Consider the following 22,582-nt stretch of genomic DNA (forward strand, 5'->3'; position numbering starts at 1 on the left):
CCCCCATGCCCCCTCGCCAAGCGTTCCCCGCTCACCAAGCCCTCACGGTCACCACGCACAGCGCGTCCGCGTGGGACCACGACGGCGCCCGCTGGGTACGGGCACTCGGTCCGTACCCAGCGGAAGTCGGCGCGCAAGGAATCGGCGTTGCGCGCGAGGGGCTTTCCGTTACTCCCGCCGGAATCTGGCCGCTCACCGAAGCGTTCGGCATCGAGCCGAACCCCGGCACCCGGCTCCCCTACCAGCAAGTGACCACTTCGGACTGGTGGGTCTCCGATGTGCGCTCTCCGCTCTACAACACGCATTACCGAGGCACACCAGGCCCATTCGACGAAGCGGCGGGCGAGAACCTCAGTGCGGCGGGTCCGGCGTACGCGCACGCGGTGGTGATCGACTACAACCGCTCGCCGGTCGTACCCGGTGCCGGTTCGGCGTTCTTCCTGCACGTAGCCACCGGCGGGCCGACCGCTGGCTGCGTCGCTCTCGCGCCTGACGATCTCATTGCCGTCCTGCGCTGGCTCGACCCCGCGCGAAACCCCGTCATCGCAATAACTGCTCAGCCGTCCGCGTGTTGATGATCCGTTCCGGCCCGATGCCCGCGTTTTCCGCCCGCTCGCAGCCGTAAACCTGCCAGTCGAGCTGACCGGGCGCGTGCGCGTCGCTGTCGATCGCGAACTCGCATCCCAGCTCGGCCGCCTGGCGCAGCAACCGCGTCGGCGGGTCGAGCCGGTCCGGCCGCGAGTTGATCTCCACCGCCACCCCGTTCGCGCGACAGGCGGCGAACACCTTCTCCGAGTTGAACTGCGACTCCGGCCTGCTGCGTCCGCCGACCAGCCGCCCGGTGCAGTGCCCCAGCACGCGGACGTGCGGGTTCTCGACAGCGGCCAACATCCGCGGCGTCATCTCCCGCGCGGGCATCCGGAGCTTCGAGTGCACGCTCGCCACCACGAAGTCCAGTCGGTCCAGCAGCTTCTCGGTCTGGTCGAGCGCGCCGTCGTCGAGGATGTCGACCTCGATGCCGTGCAGCAGGCGGAACGGGGCCAGCTGCTCGTTCACCCGCGCGACCTCGTCCATCTGCGCGCGCAGCCGCTCTGGGGACAGGCCGCGCGCGACGGTCAGCCGCGGCGAATGGTCGGTGAGCACGATCCACTCGTGCCCCAGCTCGCGTGCCGTCTCAACCATCTCGAGGATTGGACTGCCACCGTCGGACCAGTCGGAGTGCGTGTGACAGTCGCCGCGAAGGGCCGTACGCAACGCACCACCGTCCGGCAGCTTCTTCTCGGGCAGCTTCGCCGCGTACGCAGGCGTACGGTCGTGCCACGCGTCCTCGATGACCCCGGCGGTGGCTTTGCCAATCCCCTTCAACGCTTGAAGCGTCTTCGCGCCTACGCGGGACGCCAGCTCGTCCTCGGATAAGCGGTCGACCACTGCAGCGGCCTGACGGAACGCGCGCACCCGGTAAGTCGGTTCACCGGCGCGTTCGAGCTGGAAGGCGATGTCGCGCAGGGCGCGGGCCGGGTCCATGACTCCTGTTCTACCCGCTCAGCCGCGCCGAGGCAGCTCATGCAGCTCGACGTCGCCGAGACGGCCGTCGCGGATCTCGGCGGTTTGGTAGGTGCAGAACGGCTGCTGCCGCCGATCCGTGGGCGATCCGGGGTTGAGCAGCCGCAAGCCGCCGGGCGTCACCGAGTCCCAGGGGATGTGGCTGTGCCCGAAGATCAGCACGTCAACGTCCGGATATGACGCATCGCATCGAGCAGGGCGACCTTTCGCGTCGCCGGTCTCATGGACTACCGCCAGCCGGACGCCCTCCAGAGTCTCCCTGGCCACCTCAGGCAGGCGTTTGCGCAGTTCAGGGCCGTCGTTGTTGCCGTAGACGCCGATCAGCCGGACGCTGCGGGCCTCAAGAGCGTCGAGGGTGTCCACGTCGACCCAGTCGCCCGCGTGCACCACGACGTCGGCCTGCGCGACTTCGTCCCAGACCTGCGCAGGCAGTTCCTTCGCCCGCTTCGGCAGGTGGGTGTCCGCGAGGAGCAGCAACCGCACGCCGTCACTCCTCCCCGATCGCCTCGAGCACGTGGTCGAGGAACGCCGCGATGTGCGCGCGCAGCAGCTCGGCCGCGCCGTCCTCGTCGCCCTTCTTCGCGGCGGCGAGCACCGCCTTGTGCTCGTTCCATTCCTTGCGCCAGCTGGGATTCGCGTCCCAGCCGACCACGGTGATCAGTGCGGCGCGGTCGCGCAAATCGTCCAGCATCGACACCATCAGCGGGTTGCCGCAACCCGCGTACAGCGCGCGGTGGAATCGCCGGTTCAGCAGGCTCAACGTCGTCTGGTCGGCGTCCGCGCCCGACGCTTCCTTGAGGATCTGCGCGGCCTCGTCGAACGCCGTGCGGTCCGAAGACCGCACCGCGCGGCGCAGCGCTTCCGGCTCCAGCACCATCCGCACGTCGTAGACCGACCGCGCCAGCTCCGCGTCGACCACGCACACCGACGCGCCCTTGTACGGGCTGAACGTGACCAGCCCGGTGTTGGACAGCACCTTGAGCGCCTCGCGCACGGGCGTCTTCGACACCCCGAGCCGCGCGGCCAGCTCCGCCTCCACGAGCTGCTGACCGGGCACCAGCTCGCGGGCGAGAATGCCGCGCCGGATCTCCTCCAGCACCACCTCGGTGCGGGAGGCGGGGAGGCTGAACGTGGACGGCATGCCGACCCTCCTGGCTTTCGCGCTCGTCCCCGCACATTCAACCAGGCGGGCGTCTCCGAGCGTCGACACGTACGATCATATATCAGATGCCATTCGCCGACCGAGGAGACGCAGCCCGATGAAGGCACCCGAGGACTTGCGCAGCCACCGCTGGTTCGGCGGCGACGACCTGCGGAATTTCAGCCACCGCACCCGCGCCCGGCAGCTCGGCTACGAACCCGAGGAACACCTCGGCAAGCCGGTGATCGGCATCCTCAACACCTGGAGCGACATCAACCCGTGCCACCAGCACCTGCGCGAACGCGCGGAGCAGGTCAAACGGGGCGTGTGGCAGGCGGGCGGATTCCCGCTGGAGTTCCCGGTGGCGACGCTGTCCGAGACGTATCAGAAGCCGACGCCGATGCTGTACCGGAATCTGCTGGCGATGGAGACCGAGGAGCTGCTGCGGTCGTATCCGGTCGACGGCGCGGTGCTGATGGGCGGCTGCGACAAGACCACCCCGGCGCTGCTGATGGGTGCGGCGAGCGCCGGGCTGCCGTCGATTTTCGTGCCCGCCGGTCCGATGCTGCGCGGAAACTGGCGCGGCGAGGTGCTCGGCAGCGGCACCGACATGTGGAAGTACTGGGACGAACGGCGCGCGGGCAGGATCGGCGACCGCGAACTGGCCGAGCTGGAACGCGGTCTCGCCCGCTCCCCGGGCCACTGCATGACGATGGGGACCGCGTCGACCATGACATCCGCCGCCGAGGTGCTCGGGCTGACGCTGCCCGGCGCGGCGTCGATCCCGGCGGTCGATTCCGCGCACCACCGGATGGCGGCGGCGAGCGGCGCGCGAATCGTGGGCATGGTGTGGGAAGACCTCACGATCGCGAAGGTCCTCGACGAGCGCGCGTACGCCGACGCGATCACCACCGTGCTGGCGCTCGGCGGGTCGACCAACGCGGTGATCCACCTGATCGCAATGGCCGGGCGTAGCGGGATTTCGTTGTCCCTGAAGGATTTCGACGAGATCGCACGCCGGGTGCCGGTGCTGGCCAACATCCGGCCGGGCGGCGATTGGCTGATGGAGGACTTCTACTACGCGGGCGGCCTGCCCGGGTTGTTGTCCCGGCTGACCGACCTGCTGCACCTCGACCGGATCACCGTCACCGGGCAACCGCTCGCCGATTCTCTCGCCGACGCGCGCGTGCACAACGACGACGTGATCCGCCCGCGCGACAACCCGGTCGCCAGCGAAGGCGGCGTGGCCGTGCTGCACGGGAACCTCGCGCCCGGCGGTGCGGTGATCAAGCACATCGCCGCCGACCCTGCCCTGCTTTCCCACACTGGTCCGGCAGTGGTTTTCGACAACTACAAGGACTTGAAGAAGCGCATCGACGACCCCGCGCTGGGTATCACCGCTGATTCCGTGTTGGTACTGCGCGGGTCCGGTCCGCTCGGCGGTCCCGGGATGCCCGAGTACGGCATGCTGCCGATCCCGGCGCACCTGCTGGAACAAGGCGTGCGAGACATGGTGCGGATCTCCGACGCCCGGATGAGCGGCACCAGCTACGGCGCGTGCGTGCTGCACGTAGCCCCGGAATCGCACGTCGGCGGGCCGCTCGCGCTCGTCCGCGACGGCGACCTGATCACCCTGGACGTGCCTTCCCGGACCTTGCAGTTGCAGGTCGAGGACGCCGAACTGGAGCGTCGTCGTGCTTCGTGGGCCGCCCCTGCGCCGCGGTTCGAACGAGGTTACGGTGCGCTGTACGCGGAGCACATCACGCAGGCCGACGAGGGCTGCGACTTCGACTTCCTCGCCCGCGCCGGCGCCAATCCGGAACCGGACGCCGGGTGACCCTCGTGAGTGCTGGCGCCGGTGAGAACCGGCATCGCCACTCACGACAGAGGGTGACCGGTTTGTTCCGCTGGGGGCAGTAGTCCGGCATGTCCGGCTCGGCCCGTACGCTGTGCCCCTGACCGCAGCGAATCGAAGGGGTCGTGAGGTGCAGTACGAACCGCGCTGGCCGGAAACCGACAGCGACCAGACCGAGATCCTGCCGGTCGTGCCGCCGGAGGAACCTCCGTCCCCGCCGCGAAGGCGCGGCCTGCGCAAAGCGGGCTGGATCAGCGGCGGCGTGCTCGGCGTGCTGGTCGTCGCCTACCTCATCGACCTGCTGACCAGCCAGGGCCGGGTGCCGCGCGGCGTCGTCGTGGCCGGCGTGGACGTCGGCGGGCTGGAGCGGCCGGTCGCCGAACGCGAGCTGCGCGGGAAGATCGAGCCGCGGCTCACCCAGCCGCTCACGGTCACCGCGGGGAACGCGCACACCAAGCTGTCGCCGACCGAAGCCGGGCTGGGACTCGACTGGAGCGGCACTCTCGACCAGGCGGGCGACCAGCCGATCAACCCCTTCACCCGGCTCGCGTCGTTCTTCAGCACCCGCGAACTGGGCGTCGTGTCGCACGCCGAGGACGAGAAGCTCGGCCCGGCGCTCGAAGACCTGCGCGGACGCGTCGACCGGGAGCCGAAGGAAGGCACGATCCGGTTCGACGGCACCACTCCGGTCGCGGTCCCGCCGCAGGCCGGACAGAAGCTGGATGTCGCGGCCGCGCGCGCGAAGGTGCTGAGCGGCTGGGCTTCGAGCAACGAGCTGACGCTCCCGGTCGCGCCGACGCCGGTTCGCACCACGCCCGAGGGCGTCCAGCGGGCGCTCGCCGAGTTCGCCAAGCCCGCGGTGTCCGCGCCGATCGTGGTCAAGGGCGAAGGCGCGGACGCGACGCTGACGCCGGAGCAGATCGCCGGCGCGCTCACGTTCGTGCCCGGCGACGGCGGCGGCCTCGCGCCGCAGGTCGACCCGAAGAAGGTCACCGACGCGCTCGCGCCGCAGCTGAAGTCCACCGAGCAGGAGGGCAAGGACGCGGCCATCGCGTTCTCCGGCGGCAAACCGGTCGTCGAACCGTCCGCGGACGGCAACACGGTCGACTGGGAGCAGAGCCTCAAACCGCTGCCGAACACGCTCAAGCAGACCGACAGCCGCGAGCTGAAGGCGATCTACAAGAAGACGCCCGCGAAGGTCACCACCGAGCAGGCCGACAAGCTGGGCGTCAAGGAAGTCATCGGCGAATTCAGCACCGGCGGGTTCGCCGCCGACTCCGGCACGAATATCCGCGTGGTCGCCGAGAAGGTGAACGGCGCGATCGTGAAGCCGGGAGAAACGTTCAGCCTCAACGGGTTCACCGGTCCGCGCGGGCGTCCGCAGGGCTACGTCGAGGCGGGCGTGATCGAGAACGGCGCGCCTGCCCGCGAGGTCGGCGGCGGCATTTCGCAGTTCGCCACCACGCTGTACAACGCGGCGTACTTCTCCGGGATGAAGGACGCCGGGCACAAAGAACACAGCTACTACATCAGCCGCTACCCGGCCGCGCGCGAGGCGACGGTGTTCCAGAATCCCAACGGTGCCAGCGTGATCGACCTGAAGTTCACGAACGACTCGGACACCGGCGTCGCGATCCAGACCGTGTGGACGCCTTCGTCGATCACCGTGAAACTGTGGGGCACCAAGCGGTACACCGTCGAATCGGTTCCCGGTGAGCGGACAAACCCGACGCCGCCGCCGACGAAACCGGGTCCGGCGGAGAACTGCCACGCGTCCAACGGCGCGCCCGGGTTCACCGCGAGCGACACCCGGATCCTGCGCGACGCCTCGTCGGGCCGGGAAGTTTCGCGGCACACGCGGTCGGTCCGCTACAACCCGCAGCCGCAGATCACCTGCGGGGGGTAGTCAGCCGCTGCATCGTCGCGGCCACCGCAAGGTCAACGGCGAAAGCGAACTCCGCTTCGTGATCGCAGCGCGCGAGATGGGGCGCGGATTCGACGACGGCGGGAAGTTCGGTCTGCTCCAATTCGGCGCGGCGGTGGGCGATTCCGTCTTCGTCGGTGACGCCGAACGCCGGTCCCGCACCGGCCTCGCGCAGGAGCGAGCCGACCACGACGGCCAGGAGCGAGCGCAGCAGGTGCACCGCTTCTTCGGGGGACGCGCCTGCCTTGCGCAGCACCGAAAGCACAGCCTCGACCGGCGCGAGCGCAGCGATCGACGGCAACTGTCTGGTTAGGACTAGCGCGGCGGCCTGCGGATGCGCACGCGTCGCTTTCCGGAAAGACTGGGCGATCGCACGGAGGTCGCCTTCGGGCTGCCCGGTCAAGGCCGGGAGGTCGATCCCGCCGAGCACGTGCCCGGCGACGGCGTCGAGCAAGGCTTCTTTGCCGTCGATGTGGTGGTAGAGGCTCTTCGCGTCTACGCCGAGGCGCTGCCCGACGGTCCGCATGCTCACCGCTGCCGCGCCGTCGGCGTCGACCACTTCCAGTGCGGCCGTGAGGATCGCTTCCCGCGACAGCCGCGCGTCTCCCTTGCGCGGGCGTCCCCGGCGCGTCGTGGTGTTCACGGTTCCATCATGGCGCACTTGCGGTTAACCCACGCTGTGGATTAAATTGTGGTTCCGCTCTCCCGGCTTGGAGTCTCCCGTCTTGGAGGAACCCGTGGACCCGTCGGCCATCCCCGCGCCCGAAGTGCTGCGCGCCCGGCAAAAGCTCGTCCTCGACCACTTCCGCGACGAGGTGCGCCAGGACTGGGACGACGTGCTGGCGACGTTCCCGCATCCGCGCTACGAGATCGTGCCGACGATGACCGTGCACGACGGCGGTTCCGCGGTGCGCGGCTACTATGACGAGACGCGGCGCGCTTTTCCCGATCAAGACCACGAAATCATCGCGCTGCGGCACAGCGCGGACGCGGTAATCGTCGAGTTCTGGCTTCTCGGCACGCACCGCGGGCCGCTCGGGAAGATTCCGCCGACCGGGCAGCGGTTCCGGGTCCGGATGACCGCGTACTTCCTGTTCGACGCCGCCGAACACCTGGTGTGCGAACGCATTTACTTCGACACGCTCACCATGCTCCGCCAGCTGCTGCGCGCGTACGACGTCCGGAAACCCACCTCCTGGCCCAAGCTCGCCCGGGCCGTGCGCGGGCTGCTGGCGATGTCCGGAACCCCGGATCCTCGGCTTTCCGACACCACTTCGCCGGAGCTGTCCTCTTTCTGTCGGTGACCCCGCGTACAGTCAGGCGCACACCATGGGAAGGGGGAACCGGTGTCCGACGACGCGGCTATGGGGCTTTACGGACTCACCAAACGGTTCGGGACAACGCTGGCAGTGGACGACGTGCGGCTGGAAGTGCCGCGAGGGTCGTTCTTCGGCCTCGTCGGACCCAACGGCGCAGGGAAAACGACGTCGCTGTCGATGGCGGTCGGGCTGCTTCGGCCAGATGCTGGCGAAGCGCGCGTGTTCGGCGTGGACGTTTGGCGGGAACCGGAACGGGCGAAAAGCCTGATCGGCGTTCTTCCGGACGGATTGTCCATTCCGGAGCGGCTCACCGGGCGGGAACTGCTGACGTACATGGGCTTGCTGCGCGGGCTCGCACCGGACACGGTCGCCGAGCGCGCGCAGGAACTGCTCGGCGTGTTGGAGCTGACGGACGCCGAGCGCACCCTCGTCATCGACTACTCCGCGGGCATGCGCAAGAAGATCGGCCTCGCGACGGCGTTGCTGCACGGCCCTCGGCTGCTGGTGCTGGACGAGCCGTTCGAGGCGGTGGACCCGGTTTCCGCGTCGACGATTCGCACGATCCTGCAGCGGTTCGTCGCTTCCGGCGGTGCGGTTGTGCTGTCGAGCCACGTGATGGCGTTGGTGGAACAGCTGTGCAGCCACGTCGCGGTGATCACGCGCGGACGCGTAGTCGCCGCGGGCGCGGTGGCTGACGTACGGGGCGAAGGCACGCTGGAAGACGCGTTCGTGCACATTGTCGGCGGGCGGACCGGTGGAGCGGAGGGGCTGGCGTGGTTGGCGTCCTCGTCCGACTGAAGCTGCGGGTCCTGCGCAATTCCCTGCGCGGGCGGCAGATCGCCGGAATGATCTTCGGCGCCATCTTCGGTCTCCTGGCGGCTGCGTTCACGATCGGCGTCGCGGTGTTCCCTGCTCCGGAAGCGCGGATCACCGTCGACCTGCTCACCTCGATCTACGCGGTGTGGATGGCGGGCTGGGTGCTCGCGCCGATCGCGACCGGCGGCGGGGACGACACCCTGCGGCCGGAGCACTTCGCGCTGCTGCCGATCGGCAGGCGCAAGCTGGCGGTCGGTCTGCTCGCAGCGAGTTTCGTGGGCGTCACCGCGCTGGTGAGCCTGCTGGCGTTCCTCGGCTTGGCGTTCTACGGGCTGCGGTTCGGCGCCGGGGCGGCGTTCGTCGGGCTCGTGTTCACCGTGCTGCAGCTGGCGTTCGTGGTGTTGCTGTACCGCGTGGTGATGGCCGCGCTCGGGGCGCTGCTGACGTCGCGCAAGGGCAAGGAACTGGGCATCATCCTGGTGGCGCTCACCGGCTTGTCCGGCGTCGCGGTGAACTACGTGATGAGGAGCGTCGGCCCGGCGATAGTCAGTGGCCAGATGCCCGGCTTCGTCAGCGTCATGCACGCGCTGCCGTCCGGCTGGGGCACGCTCGCGGTGCACGCGGCCGGGACCGGCGAATGGGGCACCGTTGGCGGTCTGTTCGCCGCACTGCTCGGAGCGGTCGCGGTCTTGATCCTGATCTGGGGCGCATTGCTGGCCCGCCAGGTCACCACTCCGTCCTTCCGCGGAGCCTCCCGCACTCGCGCGAAGAGCACCCGCACGCGGCGCAGCCTGCTCCCCGCCACTCCGGTCGGCGCCGTGGCACGCAAGGAGCTGTACACCTGGTGGCGGGACGCGCGCCGCCGCGTCGCCCTGCTGTCGACGCTGCTCATCGGCTTCGTCATCACCGTCGTGCCAGCGCTGTCCGGCAGTGGCGGCGGGCGGGCGGTGATGCTGCCGTATTTCGGGGTCGCAGTGGTGATTTTCGCGTCCATGCAGTCCGGCAATCTGTACGGAATGGACGGCAGTGCCCTGTGGCACACGCTGGTCGTCCCCGGAGCCGAACGCGCCGACGTACGCGGCCGTCAGCTGGCGTGGACCCTGATCGTCGCCCCGATCGCCTTGGTGCTCGCGCTGGTCCTGCCCGGCGTCACCGGCGTACCGAGCGCGTACCCGTGGGTCCTCGGCCTAGTACCGGCGACCCTGGGTGCCGGAGCCGGGATCCTGATGCTGCAATCCGCCTTCCTGGCCTTCCCGCTGCCAGATCAACGGCGCAGCGGAAGCCCGTGGTCGTCCGGCGGACGCCCCGGCTGCGCCCGCGCCGCTCTGATGCTGGCGACGACACTGCTCATCGTGCTCGGCGCGCTGCCGGTAATAGCGCTCGGCGTGGCCGGGACGCTGGCAGACCTGCCGGTGCTGCAGTGGCTGGGCATTCCCGCCGGAATCGCGACCGGCATCGCACTGGCGTGGTGGTGGGGTTCGCTCGCCCAGCAACGGCTGGCGACCCGAGGTCCGGAACTGCTGGCGACCGTCTCCAAAGAACGGTGACGGATTTTTCTTGCCGAGGTGTCGAATGGCATCGCGCACGTTCGTAGCGAAGGTAAGAGACCCCGGTTTGAGGGGCCGCCATGAAGCGGTGCCTGCTGGCTGTCCAGGGAGACGAAACCACGCAGGAGACCGGCGACGAACTGGTCGCCCAGATGGCCCGCACGACCAAGGTCACCGACGACATGAAAGCCGCCGGCGCCTGGGTGTTCGTCGGCGGTTTGCCACCTTCGTACGCCACCACAGTGGTCCGCCCCGCGAACGGCACGACCACGATGACCGACGGCCCGTTCGCCGAAACGAAGGAGCAGCTGGGCGGCTTCTGGGTGAAGCGGCAGGTCCACCCATGTGGGCGACCTGTCCACAATGGAGGGTGTGGCTGATTCGCCGGAAGCGGTTTCCGGTGGGCACCGGTTTTTGTCGGTGGGTGCCGGTAGGTTCGTTGGCATGGCGACATTGGTGACGTTCCACGCCCATCCGGACGACGAGGCGATCATGACCGGCGGCGTGATGCGCAAGGCGGCCGACGAGGGGCACCGGGTGGTGCTCGTGGTGGCCACTCGCGGCGAGAAAGGCGAGATCCCCGAGGGCCTGCTCGACGACGGCGAGCAGCTGGCGGACCGGCGCGTGAAGGAGACGCAGGCGGCGGCGGAGGTGCTGGGCGTCTCGCGGGTGGAGTTCTTAGGATACCAGGACTCCGGAATGATGGGCGACCCGTCGAACGACGGCCCGGACACGTTCTGGAGCGCGCCGGTCGAAGAAGCGGCCGAGCGGCTGGCGACGATCCTGCGCGAAGAGTCAGCGGATGTGCTCACGGTGTACGACGACTTCGGCGTCTACGGCCACCCGGACCACATCCAGGTCCACCGCGTCGGCATGCGAGCGGGAGAACTCGCGGGCACTCCGCGGGTCTACCAGGGCACGGCGAACCGCGATCGGATGCGGCGAGCCGCCGAAGCCGCGCGGGCAGCGGGCGAGGAAGGCGGCCCGGACGAGGAGATGACCATCGGCAAACCGGAAGCCGAGCTGACCGCGGAAGTGGACGTCCTGGCGTACCTGAAGGTCAAGCGGGCGGCGATGCGCGCGCATCAGAGCCAGATCAGCGAGGAGTCCTTCTTCCTGGCCCTGCCGGACGACAAGTTCGGCGAGGCGTTCGGGACCGAATGGTTCATCCGGGAAGGACAGGGGCCGGGGGTGACCGAGACGGATCTGATGAAGGGGCTCTGACTGCCCGGAGGCGAGCCAGTGCGGGGTTCCGGCGCGCGGGTCGCGGGCCCACGGCGGACGCGGGCGGGCCGTCGGGACTCGAGCGAGCCGCCGGAAGCGGGCCTGCACGGATCGCGGGCCCGGAACTCGCTTTGGGCGAGCCGCGGTGGCGCGGGTCCCCGGATCGGGTTGGGGCGCAGTCCGATGCGGTAGGTCGAGGCAGCAGGTTAGGTGGCAGGTCGAAAGGTTGCCGTCGATGGGTCGCGCATTGGCCAGACGGGGAGGGCGGCGGGGCAAAGCAACCAAACCGCGGGCTCGGCAGATCTGGCAGGCAGCCAGAGGTTGGCGTGACGAGGCGGCAAGGGCACAGACTTGCGCTCAGTCGACGTGATGGTTGCCCAGGGTGATGAGCCGACACGCGGGGTTCGCGGCTTCCCTCCCCCAACTCCGCGCCCGCCAATGCAGGCAAACACCGGGCCTTCCGCGAACGCGCCAGCCATCACCGAGATCGCGGGCCCGCCTCCCAACCCGGCTCCCGGCCAGGCAAGCAAGCATCAAATCCCGCAAGCGGCCAACCGTCACACGGGATTCGCGGGCTCCGCTTCCCCAACGCCACAACCGGCACGCACGCAAGCACCAATCCCGCACCCACACCAACCGTCACACCGGATGCACGGGCTCCTCCTCCACCCGAGCCGCAGCAAGGCGGACTGCGTCCAGGATTTTCTCGTACCCAGTACACCGGCAGAGGTTTCCCGCCAGGGCCTCCCGGATCTCCGGGTCCGTCGGAGCAGCCACCCGGTGCACCAACTCGTGTGCGGCGACGACCAGCCCCGGCGTGCAGAAGCCGCATTGGACGGCGCCGGCGTCGATGAAGGCTTGTTGTACTGCGTCCAGTCGGTCGCCGTCTGCCAAGCCTTCGACGGTGCGGACGTTCCTGCCCTCGGCTTGGCCCGCGGCGACCAGGCACGAACACACTGGGGTACCGTCCAAATACACTGTGCACGAACCGCATTCGCCTTGTTCGCAGGCGTTTTTCGAGCCGGGCAAGCCCAGTTGGTCGCGCAGCACGAAGAGCAGGCATTGCCCTTCCCAGACATCGTCCACCGAGCGCGGCTCGTCATTGACAGTGAGGTTCAGGCGCATTTCGGCTGCCCGCCTTTCCGATAGTCTTCCCAGGCCCAGCTCAACGTCCGGCGGGCCAGTACGGCGATCGCGTGGATGCGGTAGTCGGCGCTGCCTCGGACGTCGTCGATCGGGGACGCGGCGCTCGCGGCCAACTCGCCGAAGCGGCGTACGACGGAATCTGGCAGTGGGGAGCGGGATTCCCACGAATCAGAGAGGGCGTCGCGGAGGAAGTCTTCGGCGGCGGTGGCTCGGCGCGGCGTCGGGGCGGCCGATCCCACTGCTGCGCCTGCCCAGCCGGTTTCCGGGGCCAGGTCCAGCGCGAACGAGCACACTGCGATGACCATCGCGTTGCGGGTGCCGACTTTCGCGAACTGCTGCGGGCCGGTCGCGACCGGGAGGTGGATGGCGGCGATCAGCTCGTCGGGGGCCAGTGCGTTGCGTTTGACTCCCTGGTAGAACTCCGTCGCCGGGATCATCCGGACACCGCGCACCGAAGCGACCTCGATCGTCGCGTCGCAGGCCAGGAGCATGGGGTGCGTGTCGCCGGCCGGGGAGGCCGCGCCGAGGTTGCCGCCGACAGTGCCTCGGTTGCGGATTTGCGGCGAGCCGACGGTGCGGCTGGCCATCGCCAGGCCGGGCAGGCGGGTGCCCAGTTCGGTGATGATCCGCGTGTAGGACACGCCCGCGCCCAGGCGGATCCGGCCGTCCTGCTCGGTCCACTCGGACAAGGCGTCGATTCGGGTGAGGTCGAGCAAAGACGCAGGACGGCGGTGGTCGAAGTTCAGTTCGACCAGGACATCGGTGCCGCCTGCCAGGGGGACGGCGTCCGGGCGGTCGGCTTTCAGGGTCAGGGCTTCCGCCCAGGTCACGGGGGTCAGGAAATCCACGAGGTGCCTCCGGCCTCAGGCTGGAACGGGAAGAGGGGGGACAAGCAGAACGGCAGCGTTGGGCAAGCCGGTCACGAAGCCGCGCCGCGATCCGCGGCCAGAGCGATGTCGTCCGGGCGGATGGGGGCGTTCGGCAACGGCAGGCCGGTCGCGGAGCGGAGCGCATTCAGGATCGCGGGAGTCGAGGACAGGGTCGGCGGCTCCCCGACGCCGTTCAAGCCGTAAGGCGAGTCCGGATGCGGGAATTCGAACAGGCTGATCGGCATCGGCGGCACATCGAGCACCGTCGGGATCAGGTAGTCCGTGAAGGACGGGTTTCGTACCCGGCCCTCGCGATCGACCAGGATTTCCTCCATCAGAGCCAAACCCAGGCCCTGCACGCTGCCGCCTTCGATTTGGCCTTCCACGGCCAGCGGGTTCATCGCCTTGCCGACGTCCTGGGCGGTGGCCAGCTCGACTACCTTCACCAAACCCAGTTCGACGTCCACGTCCACCACTGCTCGGTGGGCGGCGAAGGCGAAAGCGATGTGTGCGTCGCCCTGCCCGGTTTCTGGGTCGATGCCTTGGGTGGGGCGGTGGTGGTACTCGAAGGTGTCCGAAAGAGTGTCCGAACCCACCAGGTCGGCGATGGAGCAGACCGGGCGGCCGGCGGAGTCCAGGACTTGGTCGTTGCCCAAGGACAGTGCTGGGAGGCCAGAAGCGACGGATGCACGGCGAAGGAGTTCGCGGGCAATCTGCCGGCAGGCACCTTGCACGGCTCCGGTCGACATCCATGTCATTCGGGAGGCCGACGCGGAACCAGCATCGCCGATTTGGGTGTCGGCGGGCAACACGACCACCCGGGAGACTCCCAGCTCCGTGCTCGCCACCTGCGATTGGACCGTCGTGACGCCTTGTCCGCATTCCGCCGCCGCGGTGTGCACCGAGACGACCGGGGCGCCGTTGACCACCGCCAGTGCGACTCGCGCGGTCGAGATGTCGTCGACCCCGCCTGAGTAGCCGATCGCCTTCACCCCGACCGCGTAGCCGACTCCGCGACGCACCCCCTCGCCGTGCGTCGTGTTGGCGACTCCGCCGGGCAGGGAAAGCAAGTCTGTCGCACCGGACGGTGGCAGCGGACGGTCGCGGAGGGCTTGCAGTAGTTCCGCGACCGGGGCTGGGCCGTCGACGGCTTGGCCGGTGGGCAGGACGGTGCCCGTGGTCATGGCATTGCGCAGACGCAACTCCATCGGGTCCATGCCTAGTTCGTGCGCCAATTTGTCCATATTGGACTCACAGCCGTAGGCCGATTGGACGGCGCCGAAACCGCGCATCGCGCCGCACGGTGGGTTGTTCGTGAATACTGCCAAGCCGTCGATTTCGGCGTTCGGGACGTCGTAGGCACCGGTGACGAAATAGCAGGCGTTGGCGATGACCACGGGCGAAGTTGAGGTGTACGCGCCGCCGTCCAGAACCAGACGGGCTTTTACGTAGACCAGGCGGCCGTCTTTGGTGGCTCCGTGTTCGTAGCGCATCTTCGCCGGATGCCGGTGCACATGGCCGAAGAAGGATTCGTAGCGGTTGTAGGACATCTTCACCGGACGACCGAGCCGCATAGCCAGCATGCAGGCGTGCACGTGGACGGACAGGTCTTCTCGGCCGCCGAAGGCACCACCGACACCTGCCAGGGTCAGACGCACCTTTTCCGGTGGCAAGCCCAGGCAGGGAGCCAGTTGTTCCAGATCTTTGTGCAGCCATTGCGAGGAAACATAAAGTTCGACGCCGCCGTCCTCGGAAGGAATCGCCAGGCCGGATTCCGGACCCAGGAAAGCCTGGTCCTGCATGCCGACTTCGTACTCGCCGGTGACCACGACATCCGCCTCCGCGCGGGCCCGGGAAAGGTCGCCGTGGCGGATTTTCACGTGCCGTACGAGGTTTCCGTCCGGGTGGATGGGGCGGACGCCCTCGTCCAGGACGGTCATCGGATCCGTGACCGGGGTCAGCGGTTCGTAGTCGACGATGATCAGTTTCGCCGCCTGGCGGGCGGTTTCCGGATCGTCGGCGGCGACCAGCGCGACGGGTTCGCCGTGGTAGCGGACCTCGTCGACGGCGAGGACCGGCTGGTCGGCGGATTTCATTCCGTACGTTTTCGCGCCGGGCACGTCCTCGTGCGTGAGCACGGCGTGCACCCCCGGGTGGGCGAGAGCTTTGCTCGTGTCGACGGACCGGATCCGCGCGGCCGCGTACGGGCTGCGCAGCGTGGTCGCCCAGACCATGCCCTCGATCCACAAATCCGACGAATAGGCGAACCTGCCGGTCACCTTGGCGGCGCCGTCCGGACGGAGGGCGCTTTCGCCCACCCCGGCGGCTTTCCCGGTTTCCGCGGCGCGTACCAGCGAGTCCACAGTGACCACCAGCTTTCCTGCGTTGCCGACTGCACGGATTCAACACGTGTAGATCGGGACTGTCAACGGCTCTTCGGGTATCGTCTGGCGCATGCAGCGGGTCACCCGGGACGATGTCGCACGGCTGGCGGGCACCTCGCCGGCCGTGGTCAGTTACGTGCTCAACAACGGTCCGCGGCCGGTCGCTCCCGCCACGCGGGCGCGAGTGGAACAGGCGATCGCCGACCTCGGGTACCGGCCGAATCTTGTCGCGCGGGCGTTGCGGTCCACGCGCAGCAATGTGCTCGGGCTGGTCGTGCCGGACAGCAGCGAAGGCTACTTCACCCAGCTCACCCACGCGGTCGAGCGGGCCGCGTTCGCCCGCGGATCCCTGGTGCTGCTGGGGAATTCGGCGTTCTCCCGCGAGCAGGAGCTGCGCTACGCCGAATCGCTGGCGAACATGCGCGTGGACGGTCTGCTGCTCGTCCGCGCCGAGATCGCCGGAGCGGCGGCCACTCACTCCACTTTGGACGTTCCGGTCGTCTACCTGCACCACCACGCCCCGTCCGGCAGCACCGCGCCGTCCGTGGTGCTGGACAACAAGGCGGGCGGGCGGTTGACCACCGAACACCTGCTCGGGCACGGCTACCGTGAGATCGGGTGTCTTACCGGTACCGCGCGATCAGGGCCGGTGGCAGACCGGGCGCGGGGCTGGGCGGAGGCAATGCGGGCGGCCGAAAGAAAAGCGGGCAACGTCGTCCGCACCGGTCTGGATCGGCACGCCGCACGAGCGGATATCCGGCGATGGCTGCAGTCCCCGGAGCGGCCGCGCGCGATCATGGCGACCGCGGACGGGCTGGCGCTCGACACGCTCACTGTCGCGGCGGAACTGGGCTTGAGCGTGCCGAAAGACCTCGCGGTGATCGGCTTCGGCGGTACCGACGCGGCCGCGCACAGCTGGCCCGCGCTGTCCACCGCCGGGCATTCCTTCGACGATTTCGCCGACGCGGCAGTGTCCACTCTGGACAAGCTTCGCGAAAACACCCAGCCGGAAGACCGCATCCTCGACGTCCGCTTGACCGCGCGCGCCAGCTGCGGGTGCGACTGAACCCGCAGCCGACGCGAACGAATCAGGAGTTAGCGGCCTCTGCCCACGCGGAAGGCGTGTAGCCGAGATAATGCGACGCGTGCGTATTCGCCGCGGAGGCCTGCGGAATGTCCCCGCGCAAATACGCCTCGGCTTCCGCCTTGTCCTTCGGCGGCGGCGTCGGCGCGAGGCCGAGCAGCTTCGCCATGTTGTTGCCGAGGTACCCCTCCAGGTCGTCCTCGGACAGGTTCAGGCCCTGCGGCGGCTGGTGGCACAGCACTTCCAGCTCCCGCGCCCACATGCCGGGCTCGTTCGGCGGCGAATCGGTGCCGAACACCAGGTCGCTCTTCTTCATCTCCTTGGCGAATTCGACGATCCGCGACTGCAGCAGCCAGCCCGATTCGCCGATCACATTCGGGGAGTCCTGAATCATCCAGAACGCCTCGAAACAGTAGACGCCGCCGGTCTGGATGCCGAAATGGCCGAGAATGAACGTGACGTTCGGGAACTCGCGGATGATCGGGTAGAACTGGGTCGGGATCGAGTACGGCCCGTCGCCGGTGTGGATCAGCACGATCACGCCGAGTTCGTCGCACACCCGCATCACCGGCCGCAGCCAGTCCAGCGCCCGGTCCGGACGGTAGGAATGCATGTTGGCGTGCAGCTTCAGCATCTTGTAGCCGTATTCCTTCACGTGGAAGGCCAGCTCCGCCGCACCGTTTTCCGGGCCGAAGCGCGGGTTGTACATGAAGTTCCCGACGAACCGGTCCGGGTACTGCTGCACCAGCGAGGTCACGTAGGCCTGGTATTCGCGGATGCCTTCGCGGCCGGTTTTGTTGCCCTCGCGCCAGGTCGTGTTCCCCGGCGGCGGCATGATGCAACTGACGTCCACGCGCCGCGGCTTGCCGTTGATCCAGAATGGACCGTCCATCATTTCCAGCGTGCGCTCGCCGGTGAACGGGGTTCCGGTGTGCCGCCAGGCTTCGTCGACGAGATTCGTCGGATGGACATGGGTATCGATGATCACCGGATGTCTCCTTACGCAAGACTTGAGTAAAGGACTCCCCGGCCGCGCTTGACCGCACCTACGGGACCCGGAAGCGCGATCAGCGCTCCGGCGCAACCCGAGTGCAGCACCTTCGCCGCCCGCTGTCAACACATGATCGCCGAATGCGTTGCGCGGCAATACTTTTCCCGCGCAGACTCTTGACACCTGCCCCGCGAGGGCTTTGCATTGAACGACCCGGCGGTGCTGCCGGGCGCCGGTGACCTCCCGTTTCGGGCCAACCGTTCGGCCAGCTGCCTCCAGCCGCGCGCTGGAGACGACCGCCGGGCCGGGTCCGACCCCGCCCGGGGAAGGGCGGCCCGATGTCGGCTGCGGAACCGGAACCCTGCGATCTCCTGCTGACCGGCGGCACCGTGGTGACCGTCGACGACCAGCGCACCGTCCACCGGAACGGCCACGTCGCGATCATCGGCGACCGGATCGCCGGCGTCGGCGAAGGTCCCGGCACCGAGCGCTGGCGCGCCACCGAGATCGTCGACTGTCGCGGCAAAGCGGTGCTGCCCGGCCTGGTCGACGGGCACAACCATCTTTACCAAGCTCTCGCTCGCGGGCTCGGCGAAGGCATGTCGATCGTGCCGTGGCTGTGCGAGTTCATGTGGCCGTATTCGATCGCGATCACCGGGCCCGAAGCGGTGTCGGGAGCACGACTCGGTGCGGTCGAGGCGTTGCGAGCCGGCATCACGACGGTGATCGACAACCATTACGCGCCAAGCGATCTTGAAACGACGCTGGCCGTCGCCGACGTCATCGAGGAGGCGGGGCTTCGCGGTGCGGTCGCCCGCGGCATGCTGGGCGAACGCACCGAAATCGCCGACCGTCGCGGCCAGCCGATCGAGTTGTTCCGGTATTCCAGCGAAGACGAATTCGCCATTACCCGCGAGGCGATGGAACACCGGCCGCCAGGCTCCAAGGTCTCGGTGTGGCCTGCCGCGCTCAACCTCTGTTACGTGGAGCAAAAACTCGTCCGCCGGACGGTCGAACTCGCCCGGGAATTCGGCACTCGCTGGCACACCCATTGCTGCGAAAGCAAAACCGATCCGGTCAGCTACCTCGAAACGCACGGGGTCCGGCCGGTGGAATGGCTCGCGCGAGAAGGCCTGCTCGACGAACGGGCCACCCTCGCGCACGCGATTTGGCTCGACGAAGCCGAAATCGAGCAGCTCGCGGCCGCTGGCGCCGGGGTTTCGCACAACCCGGCTTCGAACGGCTACCTCGCTTCCGGCACCGCGCAGGTCGCGAACCTGCGAAAGCAGAACGTTCCGGTCGCGCTGGGCACCGACGGTCCCAGCTGCGGCCATCGGCAAGATCTTTTCGAGGCAATGAAACTCAGCGTCTTCGGCCAGCGAACGGCCACTTTGGACCCGACGGCGTTGCGGGCCGAGGACGCGCTGGAAATGGCTACCCGCGAGGGGGCCCGTTACGCCGGAATCGACGCGGGAGTGTTGAGCGAAGGAAAACTCGCCGACGTCATCGTGACCGCGCTCGACCGTCCGCACGTGCGCCCGGTGCACCGGGCTGTCGCCGCCCTCGTCTACTCCGCCCGCGGGTCCGATGTGGAGCTGACGATCGTGGGTGGCGAGATCGTCTACCGCGACGGACGGTGCGTCCGCGTCGACGAAGAGGCCGCCGCCGGCGAGGCGGAACGGCACGCGGCCCGGCTGCTGGAACGCAGCGGCATGGGCGGCCTGCTCACTCCCTGGGCGCGGTGATCCGCGCTCCCCCTTTCCCCGCTGTGGAGGAAACCATGCGATTCCGTCCGCGCACCACCCGAGCCGAAGCCACGACCCGCGACGCGGTCGACGCCGTCCCCCGGCTGCGGCAAATGCTCCCGCTCGGCGTCCAGCACCTGCTGGTCGCCTACTCCGGAATGGTCACCGTCCCGCTGCTGATCGGCCTCGGCGTCGGCCTGTCCACCGCGCAGATCGCCACCCTCGTCACGGCGAACGTCCTGGTCAGCGGCATCGCGACGCTGTTGCAGACGCTCGGGATCGGCAACGTCGGCGTCCGGCTGCCGATCGTGATGGGCTCGACCTTCACCGGCATCACCCCGGCGATCATCGTCGGCAAGGAGGCCGGGCTGCCCGCGGTCTTCGGCGCGACGATCGTCGCCGGATTGCTGACCTGGCTGATCGCGCCGTGGTTCAGCAAGCTGATCCGGTTCTTCCCGCCGATCGTGACCGGGACGATCATCGCGATCATCGGGTTCTCGCTGCTGCCCTCCACCGCGACGCTGATCGCCGGGTCCAATCCGGGCGCCGCCGACCACGGCTCGGCCGGGCGGCTGATTCTCGGGCTGGGCACCATCGTGCTGACTGTCTGTTTGGAACGGTTCGCCCCGCCCGCCGTGCGCCGCTTCGCGATCCTGATCGCGCTGGCCGTCGGCACGCTCGTGGCGATCCCGCTCGGCATGGCCGACTTCAGCTCGGTCGGGCACGCGGACTGGGTCGGCGTCGTGAAGCCGTTCGAATTCGGCATGCCGACTTTTGCCTTGTCCGCATTGCTGCCGATGATCATCGTGCAGCTGGTGAACATGGTGGAATCGACCGGCGACACGCTCGCCATCGGGCAGATCGTCGGCCGGGACGTCGGGCCGCCCGAGATTTCCCGGGCACTGCGCGCGGACGGGATCGGCTCCGCGTTCGCGGGCGTGTTCGGTTCGTTCACCGTCGTCACCTTCGGCGAGAACGTCGGCCTGGTCAGCATCACCCGCGTGATGAGCCGGTTCGTGGTCGCCACCGCGGGCGCGGTGCTGGTGCTCATGAGCCTGGTGCCGAAACTCGGCGCGGCCGTCGCTTCGCTGCCCGGACCGGTGCTCGGCGGGGTTGGGGTCGTCATGTTCGGCACGGTCGGCGCGGTCGGGCTGCGCATCATGAGCCAGGCGGATCTCAGCAACGGCCGCAATATCCTGATCGTCGCCATCTCGTTCGGCTTCGGCCTTTTGCCGGTCGGTGCGCCAGAGTTTTACCAACATCTGCCCGTTGTGGTGCAGACCGTGCTGACGAGCGGCATCGCGGCCGGCGGCATCGCGGCGTTCCTGCTGAACCTCGTGCTCAACCGCCGCGAGCGGGCTCCGCGCACCGGGCCAGAAGCCGCTCCCGGGTATTGACCCTCGGCGGCTTCCGATGCACCATAGTCGAAACTCCTTGCAGGGAAGGAAAAATCTTCGGAACTACCCCAACCCCGTAGGTGCGGCGGCAGGATGCGCGCGCGGCCGGGGGTCATCGCCGCCGGAAGCCCGTCCGGCTCCGGCGACGCCCCGCGATCCGCCCGGCCCGGCCGTTTCCCCGGCCCCGCCGGCCCAACGAGGTGAGGGAATCATGGCCAGTCACCCGTCTCCCCCGTCCCCTGTGGACGAACGTCCCCGATTCGGTCCGCTGGTGCTGCTGGGTCTGCAGCACGTGCTCGTGATGTACGCCGGTGTCGTCGTGGTGCCGATCGTGGTCGGCGCCGGGCTGGGCCTGCCCCAGTCGCAGATCGCCGACCTGGTCAGCGTCGACCTGGTGCTCGCCGGGATCGGCACCATGCTGCAGGCGTTCGGCGTCTGGAAGTTCGGCATCCGGATGCCGCTCGTGGTCGGCGCCGCGTCCAACGGAATCGTCCCGATGGTGCTGATCGGCAGCACGCAGGGGCTGTCCACAGTGTATGGCTCGCTGCTCGTGGTCGGCGTGCTCTGGGTGCTGATCGCACCGTTGTTCAGCAAACTGCTCAAGCTGTTCCCGGAAGTCGTCACCGGCACGGTCATCACGTTGATCGGGCTGACGCTGATTCCGGTCGGGCTCAAGCTCATCGCCGGTTCCAATCCGTCCGCGCACAATTACGGTGCGCCAGCGAATCTCGCGCTCGCCGGGTTCACGCTCGCGTTGATCGCGGTGTTCTACCGGGTCTTCCGCGGTCTGCTCGGCCAGCTTGCGATGCTGATCGCGCTGACTGTCGGCGCGGTCGTCGGCTGGCTGACCGGACTGGGCAGCCTCGCCGGAGTCGCCACCGGCCCGGTTTTCGGACTTCTGCGACCAATGCATTACGGAGCGTTGCATTTCGACATTCCGTCGATTCTGCTGTTCCTGGTGATCGTTTTCGTGCTGATGGTCGAGGCGTCCGGACAGGGTCTCGCGGTCAGCCAGGTGGTCGGCAAGAAGGTCGGGCCGCGCGACATCGCCAACCTGCTCCGGGTGGACGGCCTGCTCACCGCGCTCAGCGGCGTGTTCAACGGCTTCGCCTACACCACGTTCGGCCAGAACATCGGGCTCGTCGCGCTGACCAAGGTGCGGAGCCGGTATCCGGTCGCGGTCGGCGGCATCATCCTGGTGATTTTCGGGGTGGTGCAACCGATCGGCCGGGTGATCGCGGCGATTCCGCAACCAGTGATCGGCGCGGCCGCCGTCGCCACGTTCGCGGCGCTGACGGTCTCCGGCATTCAGCTGCTGTCCCGAGTGGACTTCAACAAGACCGGCAATCTGGTGATCGTCATGCTGTCGCTCGGCGTCGGTTTGATCCCGGCTGGCGCGCCGGACTTCTACAAGCAGTTTCCGTTCGCGGCACAGGTTTTCCTGAAGAGCGGCGTTGCTACCGGCACGGTCCTGGCGGTGCTGCTGAACCTGCTGTTCTTCGCTGCCCGGAAACGGCGCCCAGAAGAGCCGCTCGTGCACCGGGAACCCGCCGCTGAGCTTTCCCAGTCCTGAAAGG

The 22,582-nt window shown here is 68.5% G+C and carries 20 protein-coding genes; 12 read left to right on the plus strand and 8 right to left on the minus strand.

The window, feature by feature from the left end; genetic code table 11:
• On the plus strand, positions 1–575 hold a 575-nt coding region (locus D0D37_RS29830; RefSeq protein WP_425266979.1), incomplete at its 5' end, for a L,D-transpeptidase family protein.
• Here the strand turns inward: D0D37_RS29830 and D0D37_RS29835 are convergent.
• Genes D0D37_RS29835 through D0D37_RS29845 form a run of 3 tightly spaced genes read right to left on the minus strand, consistent with a single transcriptional unit; the run spans position 541 to position 2,704 of the window.
• The gene (locus tag D0D37_RS29835; protein WP_116203925.1) at positions 541–1,524 is read right to left on the minus strand and encodes a PHP domain-containing protein; all 984 of its coding nucleotides are present in this window, start codon (positions 1,522–1,524) and stop codon (positions 541–543) included. The two genes, D0D37_RS29830 and D0D37_RS29835, sit on opposite strands and share 35 nt — an antisense overlap.
• 18 nt (positions 1,525–1,542) lie before the next feature.
• Positions 1,543–2,046, minus strand: coding sequence for a metallophosphoesterase family protein (locus tag D0D37_RS29840; RefSeq protein ID WP_116203926.1), 504 nt, complete (start codon positions 2,044–2,046; stop codon positions 1,543–1,545).
• 4 nt (positions 2,047–2,050) lie between these two features.
• Positions 2,051–2,704, minus strand: a complete 654-nt coding sequence (locus tag D0D37_RS29845; RefSeq protein ID WP_116203927.1) for a GntR family transcriptional regulator — start codon at positions 2,702–2,704, stop codon at positions 2,051–2,053.
• Positions 2,705–2,822: 118 nt separating this feature from the next.
• Here D0D37_RS29845 and araD point away from each other — a divergent pair, with 118 nt between their 5' ends.
• Together araD and D0D37_RS29855 are read left to right on the plus strand one after the other, a co-directional pair.
• Entirely contained in the window at positions 2,823–4,541 is a 1,719-nt protein-coding gene (gene araD / locus D0D37_RS29850) for an L-arabinonate dehydratase (protein ID WP_116203928.1), read from the plus strand.
• A gap of 148 nt (positions 4,542–4,689) precedes the next feature.
• Positions 4,690–6,465 carry a VanW family protein gene (locus D0D37_RS29855; RefSeq protein WP_116203929.1) on the plus strand — a complete coding sequence of 592 codons (1,776 nt, stop codon included), beginning with the start codon at positions 4,690–4,692 and terminating at the stop codon, positions 6,463–6,465.
• On the opposite strand, the gene D0D37_RS29860 is transcribed toward D0D37_RS29855, so the two are convergent.
• Positions 6,449–7,126: a TetR/AcrR family transcriptional regulator C-terminal domain-containing protein gene (locus tag D0D37_RS29860; protein WP_116203930.1), complete on the minus strand. Its 678-nt coding sequence runs from the start codon at positions 7,124–7,126 to the stop codon at positions 6,449–6,451. The genes D0D37_RS29855 and D0D37_RS29860 overlap by 17 nt on opposite strands.
• Before the next feature lie 82 nt (positions 7,127–7,208).
• Here D0D37_RS29860 and D0D37_RS29865 point away from each other — a divergent pair, with 82 nt between their 5' ends.
• From D0D37_RS29865 to D0D37_RS29885, 5 genes are all read left to right on the plus strand, one after another.
• Entirely contained in the window at positions 7,209–7,787 is a 579-nt protein-coding gene (locus D0D37_RS29865; protein WP_244223722.1) for an ester cyclase, read from the plus strand.
• 42 nt (positions 7,788–7,829) lie between these two features.
• Positions 7,830–8,600: an ABC transporter ATP-binding protein gene (locus tag D0D37_RS29870; RefSeq protein WP_067582806.1), complete on the plus strand. Its 771-nt coding sequence runs from the start codon at positions 7,830–7,832 to the stop codon at positions 8,598–8,600.
• Positions 8,576–10,165: a hypothetical protein gene (locus D0D37_RS29875; RefSeq protein WP_116203932.1), complete on the plus strand. Its 1,590-nt coding sequence runs from the start codon at positions 8,576–8,578 to the stop codon at positions 10,163–10,165. Before D0D37_RS29870 ends, D0D37_RS29875 begins: the two co-directional genes overlap by 25 nt.
• 80 nt (positions 10,166–10,245) lie before the next feature.
• Positions 10,246–10,545, plus strand: a complete 300-nt coding sequence (locus D0D37_RS29880; RefSeq protein WP_116203933.1) for a YciI family protein — start codon at positions 10,246–10,248, stop codon at positions 10,543–10,545.
• Positions 10,546–10,609: 64 nt separating this feature from the next.
• A complete protein-coding gene (locus D0D37_RS29885) occupies positions 10,610–11,389 on the plus strand; it encodes a PIG-L family deacetylase (protein ID WP_116203934.1) in 780 nt (259 codons plus the stop codon).
• A gap of 639 nt (positions 11,390–12,028) precedes the next feature.
• Here D0D37_RS29885 and D0D37_RS29890 read toward each other — a convergent pair.
• The 3 genes from D0D37_RS29890 to pucD all read right to left on the minus strand — a co-directional run bounded on the left by D0D37_RS29890 (position 12,029) and on the right by pucD (position 15,767).
• A complete protein-coding gene (locus D0D37_RS29890) occupies positions 12,029–12,514 on the minus strand; it encodes a (2Fe-2S)-binding protein (protein ID WP_116203935.1) in 486 nt (161 codons plus the stop codon).
• Positions 12,505–13,383: an FAD binding domain-containing protein gene (locus D0D37_RS29895; protein ID WP_116203936.1), complete on the minus strand. Its 879-nt coding sequence runs from the start codon at positions 13,381–13,383 to the stop codon at positions 12,505–12,507. Before D0D37_RS29895 ends, D0D37_RS29890 begins: the two co-directional genes overlap by 10 nt.
• A gap of 71 nt (positions 13,384–13,454) precedes the next feature.
• On the minus strand, positions 13,455–15,767 hold the full coding sequence (pucD, locus tag D0D37_RS29900; protein ID WP_482746751.1) for a xanthine dehydrogenase subunit D: 2,313 nt from the start codon (positions 15,765–15,767) through the stop codon (positions 13,455–13,457).
• 91 nt (positions 15,768–15,858) lie between these two features.
• Here pucD and D0D37_RS29905 point away from each other — a divergent pair, with 91 nt between their 5' ends.
• Positions 15,859–16,854 carry a LacI family DNA-binding transcriptional regulator gene (locus D0D37_RS29905; protein WP_116203938.1) on the plus strand — a complete coding sequence of 332 codons (996 nt, stop codon included), beginning with the start codon at positions 15,859–15,861 and terminating at the stop codon, positions 16,852–16,854.
• 22 nt (positions 16,855–16,876) lie between these two features.
• On the opposite strand, the gene D0D37_RS29910 is transcribed toward D0D37_RS29905, so the two are convergent.
• Complete coding sequence (locus D0D37_RS29910) at positions 16,877–17,860, minus strand: amidohydrolase family protein (protein ID WP_009081542.1); 984 nt, start codon at positions 17,858–17,860, stop codon at positions 16,877–16,879.
• Between the two features lie 341 nt (positions 17,861–18,201).
• Here D0D37_RS29910 and D0D37_RS29915 point away from each other — a divergent pair, with 341 nt between their 5' ends.
• The 3 genes from D0D37_RS29915 (at position 18,202) to D0D37_RS29925 (ending at position 22,578) form a co-directional block, all read left to right on the plus strand.
• Positions 18,202–19,608 carry an amidohydrolase family protein gene (locus D0D37_RS29915; protein ID WP_116203939.1) on the plus strand — a complete coding sequence of 469 codons (1,407 nt, stop codon included), beginning with the start codon at positions 18,202–18,204 and terminating at the stop codon, positions 19,606–19,608.
• A 35-nt stretch (positions 19,609–19,643) separates the two neighbouring features.
• Positions 19,644–21,005, plus strand: coding sequence for a nucleobase:cation symporter-2 family protein (locus D0D37_RS29920; protein ID WP_208720207.1), 1,362 nt, complete (start codon positions 19,644–19,646; stop codon positions 21,003–21,005).
• 211 nt (positions 21,006–21,216) lie between these two features.
• Positions 21,217–22,578, plus strand: a complete 1,362-nt coding sequence (locus D0D37_RS29925) for a nucleobase:cation symporter-2 family protein (protein WP_116203941.1) — start codon at positions 21,217–21,219, stop codon at positions 22,576–22,578.
• The last annotated feature ends 4 nt before the right edge of the window (positions 22,579–22,582 follow it).

Origin of the sequence: Amycolatopsis circi (assembly GCF_003385235.1) — a bacterium.
Lineage (GTDB): Bacteria > Actinomycetota > Actinomycetes > Mycobacteriales > Pseudonocardiaceae > Amycolatopsis > Amycolatopsis circi.

Excerpts from the sequence above, each read along its gene's own strand:
- D0D37_RS29905 (WP_116203938.1), top strand. The coding sequence starts at position 15,859 with ATGCAGCGGGTCACCCGGGACGATGTCGCACGGCTGGCGGGCACCTCG.
- araD (WP_116203928.1), top strand. The coding sequence starts at position 2,823 with ATGAAGGCACCCGAGGACTTGCGCAGCCACCGCTGGTTCGGCGGCGAC.
- D0D37_RS29890 (WP_116203935.1), bottom strand. The coding sequence starts at position 12,514 with ATGCGCCTGAACCTCACTGTCAATGACGAGCCGCGCTCGGTGGACGAT.
- D0D37_RS29880 (WP_116203933.1), top strand. The coding sequence starts at position 10,246 with ATGAAGCGGTGCCTGCTGGCTGTCCAGGGAGACGAAACCACGCAGGAG.
- D0D37_RS29920 (WP_208720207.1), top strand. The coding sequence starts at position 19,644 with ATGCGATTCCGTCCGCGCACCACCCGAGCCGAAGCCACGACCCGCGAC.
- D0D37_RS29915 (WP_116203939.1), top strand. The coding sequence starts at position 18,202 with ATGTCGGCTGCGGAACCGGAACCCTGCGATCTCCTGCTGACCGGCGGC.
- D0D37_RS29885 (WP_116203934.1), top strand. The coding sequence starts at position 10,610 with ATGGCGACATTGGTGACGTTCCACGCCCATCCGGACGACGAGGCGATC.
- D0D37_RS29835 (WP_116203925.1), bottom strand. The coding sequence starts at position 1,524 with ATGGACCCGGCCCGCGCCCTGCGCGACATCGCCTTCCAGCTCGAACGC.
- D0D37_RS29845 (WP_116203927.1), bottom strand. The coding sequence starts at position 2,704 with ATGCCGTCCACGTTCAGCCTCCCCGCCTCCCGCACCGAGGTGGTGCTG.
- D0D37_RS29925 (WP_116203941.1), top strand. The coding sequence starts at position 21,217 with ATGGCCAGTCACCCGTCTCCCCCGTCCCCTGTGGACGAACGTCCCCGA.